Origin of the sequence: Methylorubrum populi, assembly GCF_002355515.1 — a bacterium.
GTDB lineage: Bacteria > Pseudomonadota > Alphaproteobacteria > Rhizobiales > Beijerinckiaceae > Methylobacterium > Methylobacterium populi_A.
In genome coordinates, this window is record NZ_AP014809.1 from 1,615,379 (window position 1) to 1,628,009 (window position 12,631).

Sequence of the window (12,631 nt, forward strand, 5' to 3'; positions counted from 1 at the left end):
CCGAACACCCGTCCGACCACTCGTCCTAACACCTGGGCGACCCGCCGCCCCCGCCGCAGATCGCAGCCTCGATGCTCCGCCTCGTCCTCCAGGAAATTCTCCTGTTCTCCCTGCCCTTCCTGGCGTTTGCCGCGTGGCTGCTGTTCGCCCGGCGCTCGCCGCTCGACCATGCGGAGTGGAAGCCGCAATGGACGCGGCTGGTGCTGGCCGGCTCGTTCATCGTCATCGCCTCCCTGGTCATGACCGGGTTGACCGCACCGCGCCACGACGGAGGCTATGTGCTGCCGCGCTTCGAGGACGGGCGGCTGGTGCCGGGCCATTTCCGATGAGCGCCGACGCGATTCCCCCGCCCCTCGACGCGGACGGCCCCGGCCGCCTCCTGGCGCGGGCGGGCGTGCAGGCCTGCCTCGCGGCGCTCGACGCACCGGGCGAGGCGACGCGCCTCGTCGGCGGCTGCGTGCGCGACGCGCTGCTCGGGTCGGCCGTCAGCGATATCGATCTCGCCACCACGCTCCTGCCGGAGGCGGTGATGGAGCGGGCCCGTGCCGCGGGGATCAAGGCGGTGCCGACGGGGATCGAGCACGGCACGATCACCCTCGTCGTGGGCGGCGCGCCGCACGAGGTGACGACCCTGCGCGAGGACGTGGAGACCGACGGGCGCCATGCGGTGGTGCGCTTCGGCCGCGATTTTTCCCGCGATGCCGAGCGGCGCGACTTCACCATCAACGCGCTCTCGCTGGATGCGCAGGGGCGCCTGCACGACACCACGGGAGGCGTCGCCGACCTCGCCGCCGGCCGGGTGCGGTTCATCGGCGACGCCGCGACCCGCCTGCGCGAGGATGCCCTGCGGCTGCTGCGTTTCTTCCGCTTCCACGCCCGCTACGGGCGCGGCGCGCCGGATGCCGAGGGACTCGCCGCCTCGGTCGCGGCCCGCGACAGCCTCGACCGGCTCTCGCGGGAGCGGGTGCGGGCCGAATTCCTGAAGCTGCTGCTCGCCCCCCGCGCCGTCGCGGCGGTGGCGTGCTTGAGCGAGACCGGCCTGCTGCTGCGCATCCTCGGCGGCATCGGCGAACTCGGCCGCCTCGCCCGCGCCGCGGCGGCCGAACCGCCCCTCGACGCCGTCGCCCGCTTCGCGGCGCTGGCCGTGCGCACCAGCGAGGACGCGGACCGCCTGCAGGCGAGCCTGCGCCTGTCGCGGGCCGAGCACGCGCGCCTCACCGGCTACGCCGCGGCGCTGGCGCTGCTCCACGACCGGCCGGTGATCGAGGCGGAGGCGGTGCCGGCCCTGGTGGCGACCCACGGCGCCGAACTCTTCCGCGAACTTCTGATCGCCCTCGACGGCGAGCCGCGCCCCCGCGCCACGGCGGAGGCCCGCGCGGCGCTTGACCGGATGGCTCGTGCGGGCACCCGACCGGTCTTCCCCGTGACCGGCGCCGACCTCGTGGCGCGCGGTCTGCCGCCGGGCCGGGGGGTCGGCATCGGCCTCAAGGCCGCCCGTGAACTCTGGCTCGCCGAGGGCTGCCCGGACGATGCGGAGGCGCGGGAACGGCTGATCGCGCGGGCGCTGGAGGCTGCCAAGGAACTGGCGTGATTGGCTTCGAGCGCTGATGCACGTTCAGGCATAGCACCGTTCGGGGACGGCCGAGGAGGCAAAGCGGTTGAACTCCAAGCGTTAGCCCTTATTATCCCGATCAACGGGGACGGATCGCCTGAGACAGCCCCGGGCCGCCGATACGGGCAACCGCTTCGGTCCACGCGCAACGCGAGATACTCAAGGGCTTCGGCGAGTGATAACCCCCTCCTCCCCTGGAGCGAGGGGTTTTTCATGTCTAGCGACGGGCCTGGGGCCGGATCGAAAGACGGCCGGCACATCCGCCGAGCTATGAAAAAAGGGCGCCGGTTTCCCAGCGCCCTTCGAAGATCGAAATGTTCGCGAAAATCAGAGGCTCAGCGTGTGCTTGGCTTCCTGCATCTGGACGATCTGGGCGTTCAGGGCCTCGCGCTTGGCGTAGTCCTGGGTCGCGTCGCGGGCCAACTCCGCCGCCTCGATCTCCTTGTCGAGCAGGGCGGGGGTCAGCTCTTCGATCGGCGCGGCGCGCTCGGCGAGCACTGTCACGGAGGTCGGACCGATATCGGCGAAGCCGCCCTGGACGTAGATGCGCTTGCCGTTGCCGGCGGTCTCGGTGACCGTGATGACGCCGACCTTGAGGGCGGTCAGCACCGGGGCGTGGCCCGGCAGCACGGTCATCTCACCCTCGACGCCGGGAAGCTGCACCGCCTCGACCTCGCCGGAATACAGCGTCCGCTCGGGGCCGACGAAATCGAACTGGAAGGTGGCCATGCGTCAGTGTCCGCGAGAGGTTGAGCGGCGCGCGGGTCGTCTCCGTCCCGCGCGCCGGATGGGAAGCGTGGGCCGCTCTTAGGCGGCGAGCTTCTTGGCCTTCTCCTGGGCCTCCTCGATGGAGCCGACCATGTAGAAGGCGGCCTCCGGCAGGTCGTCGTACTTGCCCTCGACCAGGCCCTTGAAGCCCTTGATCGTGTCCTCGAGCGCGACGAGCTTGCCCGGCGAGCCGGTGAACACCTCGGCGACGTGGAACGGCTGGGAGAGGAAGCGCTCGATCTTGCGGGCGCGGGCCACCGTCAGCTTGTCCTCTTCCGAGAGCTCGTCCATGCCCAGGATCGCGATGATGTCCTGGAGCGACTTGTAGCGCTGCAGGGTCTGCTGGACCTTACGGGCGACCTCGTAGTGCTCCTCGCCGAGGATGGCCGGCGAGAGCATGCGCGAGGTGGAGTCGAGCGGGTCCACCGCCGGGTAGATGCCCTTCTCGGCGATCGAGCGCGAGAGCACGGTCGTGGCGTCGAGGTGGGCGAAGGAGGTGGCCGGGGCCGGGTCGGTCAGGTCGTCCGCCGGCACGTAGATCGCCTGCACCGAGGTGATCGAGCCCTTGGTCGTGGTGGTGATGCGCTCCTGCAGCGCGCCCATGTCGGTGGCGAGCGTCGGCTGGTAGCCCACCGCGGAGGGGATGCGGCCGAGGAGCGCCGACACCTCGGAGCCCGCCTGCGTGAAGCGGAAGATGTTGTCGACGAAGAAGAGCACGTCCTGGCCCTCGTCGCGGAACTGCTCGGCGATGGTCAGGCCGGTCAGCGCCACGCGGGAGCGGGCGCCGGGCGACTCGTTCATCTGGCCGTAGACCAGCGCGCACTTGGAGCCCTCGGCCGAGCCGTTGTTCTCCTTGGGGTTCTTGTTGACGTTGGACTCGATCATCTCGTGGTAGAGATCGTTGCCCTCGCGCGTCCGCTCGCCGACGCCGGCGAAGACCGAGTAGCCCGAGTGCGCCTTGGCGATGTTGTTGATCAGTTCCATGATCAGCACGGTCTTGCCGACGCCGGCGCCGCCGAACAGGCCGATCTTTCCGCCCTTGGCGTAGGGGGCGAGCAGGTCCACCACCTTGATGCCGGTGACGAGGATCTGCGCCTCGGTCGACTGCTCGTCGTAGGACGGGGCCGGCTGGTGGATGGCGCGGAAGGTGTCGGCCTGGATCGGGCCGGCCTCGTCGATCGGCTCGCCGATGACGTTCATGATGCGGCCGAGCGTGTTGTGGCCGACCGGCACCTTGATCGGCGCGCCGGTGTCGGAGACCTCCTGGCCGCGCACGAGGCCTTCCGAGGTGTCCATGGCGATGCAGCGCACCGTGTTCTCGCCGAGCTGCTGCGCCACCTCGAGCACGAGGCGGTTGCCCTGGTTCTTGGTCTCCAGGGCGTTCAGGATCTCCGGCAGGTAGCCGTCGAACTGCACGTCCACGACCGGACCGATGACCTGGGTGATGCGGCCCTTGGAGTTGGAGGCCGTGGGGGAAGCGGTGTTCGCCATTGCGATCAATCCTTTTATGCGGCGGTCAGAGCGCTTCCGCGCCCGAAATGATCTCGATGAGTTCCTTGGTGATCATGGCCTGACGCGTGCGGTTGTAGACCAGCGTCTGCTTCTTGATCATCTCGCCCGCGTTGCGGGTCGCGGAATCCATGGCGCTCATGCGCGCGCCCTGCTCCGAGGCGGCGTTTTCCAGGAGCGCCCGGAAGACCTGGACGGTGAGGTTCTTCGGCAGCAGCGTCTCGAGGATGGTCTCCTCATTCGGCTCGAACTCCATCGCCGCGTCCGATCCGGGCGCCTTGGCGGCGGCCGCGTCGGTCTGCGGCAGCTCGGCCGGGATGATCCGCTGCGCCGTCGGGATCTGCGAGATCACCGAGCGGAACTCCGAGTAGAACAGGGTCGCGACGTCGAACTCGCCGGCCTCGAAGCGGGCGAGGATGTCGTCGGCGATCTCGGCGGCGAAGGGATAGTCGACCGGCCGGTTGCCGCGGATATCGCGCGAGGCGATGATCTGGTCGCGGAACTGGCGGCGCAGGATGTCGAGACCCTTCTTGCCCACCGTGATGATCTTGACGGTCTTGCCCTCGGCCATCAGCCGGTTGGCGTGGTCGCGGGCGAGACGCGCGATCGAGGAGTTGAAGGCGCCGGCCAGACCCCGGTCGCCGGTGCAGACCACGAGCAGGTGCACCCGGTCCTGGCCGGTGCCGGAGAGCAGGCGCGGGGCGCCGACGCCGCCGATCAGGTTGCCGGCGAGGTTGCCGAGCACCTGGGCCATCTTCTCGGCGTAGGGGCGCCCGTTCTCGGCGGCGTTCTGGGCGCGCCGCAGCTTGGCGGCGGCGACCATCTGCATCGCCTTGGTGATCTTCTGCGTCGCCTTCACCGAGGTGATGCGGTTGCGCAGATCCTTCAAACTCGGCATCGGCGGATTTCCAGATCGCTCGCGGACGTCTCGGCGACGGCCGCTCCCCGGGGAAAGCGGCCGTCTGGCGTTACTCTTCTAATCGACCGCCTTACGCGAACGACTTGGCGACGGTCTCGATCACGCCCTTGAGCGTGTTGGCGTTGGCGTCCGACAGGTCCTTGGAGTCGCGCACCGAGTCGAGCCAATCCTGGTGCTTCGAGCGCAGCGTGCTCAGGAGCTGGTCCTCGAAGGCGCGGACCTGGTTGACCGGGAGCTTGTCGAGGTAGCCGTTGACGCCGGCGTAGATCACCGCGACCTGCTCTTCCATCTTCAGCGGCGAGAATTGCGGCTGCTTCAGGAGCTCGGTCAGGCGGGCGCCGCGGTTCAAGAGGCGCTGGGTCGAGGCGTCGAGGTCGGAGCCGAACTGGGCGAAGGCCGCCATCTCGCGGTACTGCGCCAGCTCACCCTTGATCTTGCCGGCGACCTTTTTCATCGCCTTGGTCTGGGCCGAGGAGCCGACGCGGGAGACCGAGAGGCCGACGTTCACCGCCGGGCGGACGCCCTGGTAGAACAGGTCGGTCTCGAGGAAGATCTGGCCGTCGGTGATCGAGATCACGTTGGTCGGGATGTAGGCCGAGACGTCGTTGGCCTGGGTCTCGATCACGGGAAGCGCGGTCAGCGAGCCCTTGCCGGCGGCGTCGCCCATCTTGGCGGCGCGCTCGAGCAGGCGCGAGTGGAGGTAGAACACGTCGCCCGGATAGGCCTCGCGGCCCGGCGGGCGGCGCAGCAGCAGCGACATCTGGCGGTAGGCCACCGCCTGCTTGGAGAGGTCGTCGTACACGATCACGGCGTGCATGCCGTTGTCGCGGAAGTACTCGCCCATGGCGCAGCCGGCGAACGGGGCGATGAACTGCATCGGCGCGGCGTCGGAGGCGGTGGCGGCGATCACGATGGAGTATTCCATCGCGCCCTGGTCCTCCAGCACCTTCACGAACTGGGCGACGGTGGAGCGCTTCTGGCCGATGGCGACGTAGACGCAGTAGAGCTTGGCGTTCTCGTCGGTGCCCGAATGGGCCGGCTTCTGGTTGAGGATGGTGTCGAGCGCGATCGCGGTCTTGCCGGTCTGGCGGTCGCCGATGATCAGCTCGCGCTGGCCGCGGCCGACGGGGATCAGGGCGTCGATCGCCTTGAGGCCGGTGGCCATCGGCTCGTGCACGGACTTGCGCGGAATGATGCCCGGCGCCTTCACGTCGACGCGGCGACGCTCGGTCGACTGGATCGGGCCCTTGCCGTCGATCGGGTTGCCGAGGCCGTCGACCACGCGGCCGAGCAGGCCCTTGCCGACCGGTACGTCCACGATGGCGCCGGTGCGCTTGACGGTCTGGCCTTCCTTGATCTCGCGGTCGGAGCCGAAGATCACGACGCCGACATTGTCCTGCTCGAGGTTGAGGGCCATGCCGCGCACGCCCGACTCAAACTCGACCATCTCACCGGCCTGGACGTTGTCGAGGCCGTAGACGCGGGCGATGCCGTCGCCGACCGCGAGCACCTGCCCGACTTCCGTCACCTCGGCCTCCTGGCCGAAATTCTTGATCTGCTCTTTCAGGATCGCGGAGATCTCGGCGGCGCGGATGTCCATCGTCGGGCCTCTTTAAAGGTCGGGTGCGTGTCTGTTCGGGTGTCGGGTCAGTTCGCGAGGGGTCGGGCCCCTCAGCGGGCTTCCCGCATGGCGAGACGGATGCTGTTGAGCTTGGTCCGGAGCGAGGCATCGACCATGCGCGAGCCCATCTTGACGACGAGGCCGCCGATCAGGCTCGGGTCGATGTGGAGGTCGATCTCGACCTCGGACTTGGCGACGTCGCGCAGCGAGGCCTTGATGTCCTCGATGACCGCGTCGGAGGGCTTCTCCGCCACGCGGACTTCGGCGCGGACGATGCCCTTGGCCTCGCGCACCTTCTCGCGATAGGCGCGGATCATGTCCGGCAACGCGAAGAGGCGGCGGTTGGCGGCCGAGAGCTTGATGAAGTTGGCAGCCAGCCCCGTGATGCCGGCGCGGTCGAGCAGGGCGCCGACGGCGACCGTCTGCTCTTCGGCCGAGAAGGCCGGACTCTTCACGAGGCGGCGAAGGTCGGCGCTCTCGCGATACAGCGCATCGAACGCGTCGAGGTTCTTGGCAACGTCGTCGACCTGACCCTCGTCGCGGGCCAGCTCGTACAGAGCCAAAGCGTAGCGGCCCGCCACACCGGCCAGCAGGGGACCCTCGGAACCGTTCTGCGCCACCCGTCGCTCTCTCTTATCCTTGCCCGCCGGCCCCTCAAGCCTGAACTCGCCTGGTGACGGCGACGGCGTGAGACCCGTGGGGATTGGAATTGCACCGGGCACGGAAGGCCTTGATCGGTCTCCCCGCGGCGCGGCTGTCGCCTAGCATGCGTTCCGAGGGGGCGCAAGGCAACGTTAGGGCGATGGTTGAGCGCTTCGTCCGCCCCGCGCGCATGGATGACGATGGACGGGAAGCCGGCTCGGATCTTTATCCCTACGCGCGGGCGGCGCGCGGGGGTCGTTCGATCCGGCCGGCCCATCGTCTTTAGATCCAGCCCTGCAGCTCCCGCCGCACCACGTGCTCGATCACCCGCATGCCGAGGTCGGAATCGTTGAGGCAGGGAATGAAGGCGTATTTCTCGCCGCCGTTCTCCTCGAAATAGTGGCGGTTCTCGCCGTCGAGTTCCTCCAGCGTCTCCAGGCAGTCGGCGGTGAAGCCCGGCGCCACGATCGCCATGCGCTTCACGCCGGATCTGGCCAGCGCCTGCACGGTCTCGTCGGTGTAGGGCTTGAGCCATTCCTCGTTGCCGAAGCGCGACTGGAAGGTCACGCGCATCTGCTCGGGAGTGTAGCCCATCGCCTCGCGGATCAGCCGGCCGGTCTTGAGGCACTGGCAATGGTAGGGGTCGCCCTTGAGCAGGTAGCTCTTCGGCACGCCGTGGAAGGAGGTCAGGATCACCTCCGGCTCGAAATCGAGCTTGGCCAGCCCCTCGCGGATCGAATCCGCCATGGCTTGGATGTAGACGGGGTCGTCGTGATAGGGCGGCGAGACCCGCACGGTCGGCTGCCAGCGCATCTGCATCAGCGCCTTGAAGGCCTGGTCGCAGGCGGTGGCCGAGGTCGCCGCCGCATATTGCGGATAGAGCGGCACGAGCAGGATGCGGTCGCAGCCCTGGTCGAGCAGGGCCTGGATGCGAAGGCTCACCTCCGGCTTGCCGTAGCGCATCGCCCAATCGACCACGACGGAATCGCCCATCGCCGCCTGAAGCTTCTCGCACTGGCCGCGGGTGATGGTCTTGAGCGGTCCCTCGTCGCGCTCGTTGTTCCAGATGCTGGCGTAGTCGCGACCCTTCGGCCCCGGACGCTTGGTCAGGATGATGAGGTTGAGGAGCGGCCACCAGATCAGCCGCGGCACCTCGATCACCCGGCGGTCGGAGAGGAACTCCTTGAGATAGCGGCGCATCGGCCAGTAGCTTGTGCCCTCGGGGGTGCCGAGGTTCATCAGCAGCACGCCGACGCGGCCGGTTCTTACGGCCGGATGGTCGGGCGGCAGGGCGGTGGGCGCAACCCGCACGGGATTGCGCAGGAGGGTGTCAGGTTCGACGCGTTGGTTCATCGGATTTCCGGTCACGGGCGTCCCGCCTTCCTCAACGCGGCCTCATGGCAGCAAGCTCATGGCGGCAAGCGATCCGGTTGTGCGGGCCGGCCGTTCGATCTAGAGCAGGCGGCTTTCCAAGGCCAAGACCCTCCCGGAAGAGAAGACTCTCGCGGGAGAGCCCGGCCTGTATCTTGCGCAAACCCTTTGCCCGAAATCGCTCCGGAGGCCAGCGCGACATGCCGTCCCCCCGCTACTTCCTGAAGCACTTCGTGCCGTTCACCGGCTATCCCTACGAGGGAGCGCCGGCCGCGTGCAACCTGTGCGGATGTCGCGACGCCGTCACCGTGGCCGAGACCGACCGGCGCCTCAAGATTCTGCGCTCGATCGCCTGTACCCAGTGCGGCCTGATCCGCACCGATCCGATGCCGACGCCGGACGAGCTGGCCGAGTACTACGCCTCGGCCTACCGGGCCGATTACCAGCTCGCCTTCGCCGGCGGACCGCCGCGCCACCACCTCAACCGCTCGGCCCGCGAGGCCAGGTTCCGCGCCGACCTGCTGGCGCCGAAGCTGACGCCCGGCGCGCAGCTGCTCGATTTCGGCTCGGGGTCGGGCGAGTTCCTGGCGGAGGCCAAGCGGCGCGGCTGCGAGGTGATCGGCGTCGAGCCGGGCCGCGACTACGCCACCTACGCCCGCACCCATCACGGCGTCGAGGTGCTCGACGAGGCCGAGGACCCGAACCGCTTCCCCGCCGGCCATTTCGACGTGATCTCCACGCACCACGTGCTGGAGCACCTGCGCAACCCGGCCGAGACGATGGAGCGGCTGGCCCGCTGGCTGAAGCCTGACGGCATTCTCTACGCCGCGGTGCCGAACATGGCCGCCACCGGCAAGCCGCCGCACGAGCGCTTCCACTTCGCCCATGTCCACGGCTACGTGCGCGAGACCTTCGATCTCCTCGCCCGCCGCGCCGGCCTCGTGCCGCATACCGAGTACTGGCGCGAGGACACCACGGTGGTCTACCGCAAGACCGATGCGCCCGCCGTGCCGCTGACGAACCCCGGTCTCGCCGACCGGCTCGCCGTCGATCTGAAGCCGATGTCGGCGGGGCTCTACTTCGCCTCGGGCGCCTGGATCCTGCCGGCGCTCCGGCGCAATGCCAAGGCGGTGCGGGACGGGATGGCCAAGGACGAGGTCGCGAAGGACGGAAACGCCGGGCGCTGAGCCGGTGATGCGCCCAACCCGTCGGCAGACCGTCGCCGGTCTCGGCGCGGGTCTCCTCGCCGCCGGCGCCGGCCCGGCGCTCGCCGGCACGCCGACCTTCACCCTGCTCCTCGTCAACGACATCTACGCGATGGACGCGGTGGAGGGGCGCGGCGGCTTTCCCCGGCTCAACGCGGTGGTGAAGGCCGAGCGCGCCCGCGGCGTGCCGCTGCTCTACGCCCATGCGGGCGACAGCTTCTCGCCCTCGCTGATGTCGGGCTTCGACCGGGGCGCGCATATCGTCGAGCTCCTGAACCTGGCGCCGCCCGACCTGTTCGTGCCGGGCAACCACGAGTTCGATTTCGGGCCGAAGGTGTTCGCCGAGCGCCGGAGCGAGGCCCGCTTCCCGTTCCTGGCCGCCAATCTGCGCGGCCCCGAGGGCGAACGGCTTCCCGGCATCGAGGATGCGCGGCTGGTCGACCTCGGCGGCATCCGCGTCGGCCTCGTCGGCATCGCCCTGCAGGCGACACCGGAAAAGTCGCAATCCGGAAACCTGCGCTTCGGCCCCGAGATCGAGACGCTCGCCCGCGAGGCGGAGCGCCTGCGCAAGGCCGGCGCGCAGATGATCGTCGGCATCGCCCACACGGCGCGGCCCACCGACGACGCGATCGTGCGCGGGCGCGTGGTCGACATCCTGCTCTCGGGCCACGACCACGATCTCTGCCTGCGCGACGACGGGCAGGCGGTGCTGGTCGAATCGAGCCACGACGCCCACTACGTCACGGCCGTCGACGTCTTCGTCACGCCGAGCACCGACGGATCGGTGCGCTGGCGCGCCGCCTTCCGCATTCACGACACCGCCGAGGTGCCCCCCGACCCGGAGACGCAAGCCGTGGTGGAGCGGCTCGCGGGCGAGCTCTCGCGGGAACTCGACGTCGTGCTCGGCACGACGGAGGGGCCGCTCGACAGCCGCGTCGCCACGGTGCGGGCGCGGGAATCGAGCTTCGGCGATCTCGTCGCCGACGCGGTGCGGGCGGGCACCGGCGCCGAGATCGGCCTGATCAACGGCGGCGGCATCCGCGGCGACCGGCTCTACCCGGCCGGGGCCAGCCTGACGCGGCGCGACATCCTGAGCGAACTGCCCTTCGGCAACACCACCGTGCTCGTGGCGATCGACGGGGCGACCCTGCGCGAGGCCCTGGAGAACGGCTATCGCGATCTCGGCCGCTCGTCCGGACGGTTCCTGCAGGTCTCGGGCATCGACGTGATCCTCGACCCGAACGCACCGCCCGGCCGGCGCGTCGTCGCGGCGACGATCGGCGGCGCGGCCCTCGACGAGGCCCGCACCTACCGCGTGGCCGCCAACGACTTCATGCTGGGCGGCGGCAACGATTACGGGATGCTGGCCAAGGGCCGCGTGCTGATCGGCGGCACCGACGGGACGCTGCTGGCGAACACGGTGATGGCCTATATCCGCGCCCACGCACCGCTCCCGGCCGAGACCGGGGGGCGGATCCGGGTGCTTTCATGAGGGCTGTCATGAGAGGGGATTTCGCGTGACCGGACCCGTCGAGGCCGCCCTCAAGGCGTTCCGCGCCAGCGGCTCCCCCTGGCTCGATCTGCCCTTCTTCCGGGAGGGCGCGGCGGACCGGGTCGCGAGAAAGGTCGATGAGCGCGTCGCGGCCGGTGCGACGGTGCTGCCGGAGCCTTCCGCGATCTTCCGGGCGCTGACGCTGACGCCCCTGCCCGCGGTGAAGGCGGTAATCCTCGGCCAGGACCCCTATCCGACGCCGGGCGACGCCAACGGGCTCGCCTTCTCCTATGTCGGCCCGCGCCGCCTGCCGGCCTCGCTCAAGGTGATCCTGGCCGAACTCGCTCCCGAGGGCGGCCAGCCCGATCTCTCCACCGGCGACCTCACGCCCTGGGCGGAGCGCGGGGTGCTGCTCCTGAATTCGGCGCTCACCGTGGAGGCCGGCAAGGCCGGGGCGCATCTGCGGCTCGGCTGGGCGCAACTCACCGACGAGGCGGTGGCCGCCGTCTCCGCCCGCGACGCGCCGGCGGTGTTCCTGCTCTGGGGCGCCCAGGCCCGCGCCCGCGAGGCGCTGATCGACACGCGCCGCCACGGCATCGTCGCCTCGGGTCACCCCTCCCCGCTCAACCGCGCCCGGGACTTTCCGGGCTCGCGGCCGTTCGACCGGGCGAATGCGTGGCTCGAAGCGCATGGCCGCGCCCCGATCGACTGGCGGCTGCACCGGGGCTGAACCCGTCTCGTCCCGCCGGTGCGGGGGCCCGCCTCATCCGGTCCGTGCGCCCCTCCGCTTCGAAGCGATCCTCGCGTCGGATGGCGGGCTCGAAATTTTTTCCGGCCCCCGCGGCGGAAAGCTGAAACTTTCCGGCCCCTGGTCCCCGTAGAGGCCCGCGACGCCCCCCATTGGGCGCATCCTCAGGGAGACACCATGTCCAAGAGCCTTCTCAGCCTCACCCTCGGTCTCGCCCTCATCACCGCGGCCGCACCCGCGCTCGCCAAGAACCCGATGGTCGGCGGTGCGCCGATGTATGCGAGCAAAACCATCGTCGAGAACGCCGTCAACTCGAAGGATCACACCACGCTCGTCGCCGCCGTGAAGGCCGCGGGCCTCGTCGACACGCTCTCGGGTCCTGGCCCGTTCACGGTGTTCGCGCCGACCGACGCCGCCTTCGCCAAGCTGCCGCCGGGTACCGTCGAGACCCTGGTGCAGCCGCAGAACAAGGCTCAGCTCACCGGCATCCTGACCTACCACGTGGTTCCGGGGACCTATACGTCCAAGGCGTTGATGAAGCTGGTCCGGCAGGGGGGCGGTGAGGCCACGCTGAAGACGGCCCAGGGTGAGCCGCTCACGGTGACGGCCAAGGGCAAGGGCGTGATGGTGACGGACACGAAGGGCAACACCGCCCGCGTCACCACCGCCGACGTGATGCAGTCGAACGGCGTGATCCACGTCATCAACGGCGTCCTGCTGCCCTGAGCGGTGCCGGCGGAAGGC

General features: G+C 69.7%; 12 protein-coding genes. 6 read left to right on the forward strand and 6 right to left on the reverse strand.

The genetic code is table 11. The features are described from left to right. The first annotated feature begins 71 nt into the window (after nt 1-71). Nucleotides 72-329 (forward strand): DUF6111 family protein, encoded by a 258-nt coding sequence (locus tag MPPM_RS07420; protein WP_096484498.1) that lies wholly within the window; start codon nt 72-74, stop codon nt 327-329. Beyond that, entirely contained in the window at nt 326-1,591 is a 1,266-nt protein-coding gene (locus MPPM_RS07425; RefSeq protein ID WP_096484499.1) for a CCA tRNA nucleotidyltransferase, read from the forward strand. Before MPPM_RS07420 ends, MPPM_RS07425 begins: the two co-directional genes overlap by 4 nt. A gap of 348 nt (nt 1,592-1,939) precedes the next feature. On the opposite strand, the gene MPPM_RS07430 is transcribed toward MPPM_RS07425, so the two are convergent. From MPPM_RS07430 to hemH, 6 genes are all read right to left on the reverse strand, one after another. Then, a complete protein-coding gene (locus MPPM_RS07430) occupies nt 1,940-2,341 on the reverse strand; it encodes a F0F1 ATP synthase subunit epsilon (protein WP_096484500.1) in 402 nt (133 codons plus the stop codon). Between the two features lie 78 nt (nt 2,342-2,419). Continuing rightward, a complete protein-coding gene (gene atpD, locus MPPM_RS07435) occupies nt 2,420-3,871 on the reverse strand; it encodes a F0F1 ATP synthase subunit beta (RefSeq protein WP_096484501.1) in 1,452 nt (483 codons plus the stop codon). Between the two features lie 25 nt (nt 3,872-3,896). Then, nucleotides 3,897-4,787 (reverse strand): F0F1 ATP synthase subunit gamma, encoded by an 891-nt coding sequence (locus tag MPPM_RS07440; protein WP_096484502.1) that lies wholly within the window; start codon nt 4,785-4,787, stop codon nt 3,897-3,899. Nucleotides 4,788-4,878: 91 nt separating this feature from the next. After that, nucleotides 4,879-6,408, reverse strand: a complete 1,530-nt coding sequence (gene atpA / locus MPPM_RS07445; protein WP_017484869.1) for a F0F1 ATP synthase subunit alpha — start codon at nt 6,406-6,408, stop codon at nt 4,879-4,881. Between the two features lie 71 nt (nt 6,409-6,479). Next, complete coding sequence (locus MPPM_RS07450) at nt 6,480-7,049, reverse strand: F0F1 ATP synthase subunit delta (protein ID WP_096484503.1); 570 nt, start codon at nt 7,047-7,049, stop codon at nt 6,480-6,482. A gap of 304 nt (nt 7,050-7,353) precedes the next feature. After that, nucleotides 7,354-8,424 carry a ferrochelatase gene (gene hemH, locus MPPM_RS07455; RefSeq protein WP_096484504.1) on the reverse strand — a complete coding sequence of 357 codons (1,071 nt, stop codon included), beginning with the start codon at nt 8,422-8,424 and terminating at the stop codon, nt 7,354-7,356. A 218-nt stretch (nt 8,425-8,642) separates the two neighbouring features. On the opposite strand from hemH, the gene MPPM_RS07460 reads away from it, so the two are divergent. The 4 genes from MPPM_RS07460 (at nt 8,643) to MPPM_RS07475 (ending at nt 12,613) form a co-directional block, all read left to right on the forward strand. Next, complete coding sequence (locus MPPM_RS07460; RefSeq protein ID WP_096484505.1) at nt 8,643-9,629, forward strand: class I SAM-dependent methyltransferase; 987 nt, start codon at nt 8,643-8,645, stop codon at nt 9,627-9,629. 7 nt (nt 9,630-9,636) lie between these two features. Further along, nucleotides 9,637-11,139, forward strand: a complete 1,503-nt coding sequence (locus MPPM_RS07465) for a bifunctional metallophosphatase/5'-nucleotidase (protein WP_096484506.1) — start codon at nt 9,637-9,639, stop codon at nt 11,137-11,139. A gap of 25 nt (nt 11,140-11,164) precedes the next feature. Beyond that, on the forward strand, nt 11,165-11,869 hold the full coding sequence (locus MPPM_RS07470) for a uracil-DNA glycosylase (RefSeq protein WP_096484507.1): 705 nt from the start codon (nt 11,165-11,167) through the stop codon (nt 11,867-11,869). 195 nt (nt 11,870-12,064) lie between these two features. After that, nucleotides 12,065-12,613, forward strand: a complete 549-nt coding sequence (locus tag MPPM_RS07475; RefSeq protein ID WP_096484508.1) for a fasciclin domain-containing protein — start codon at nt 12,065-12,067, stop codon at nt 12,611-12,613. The last annotated feature ends 18 nt before the right edge of the window (nt 12,614-12,631 follow it).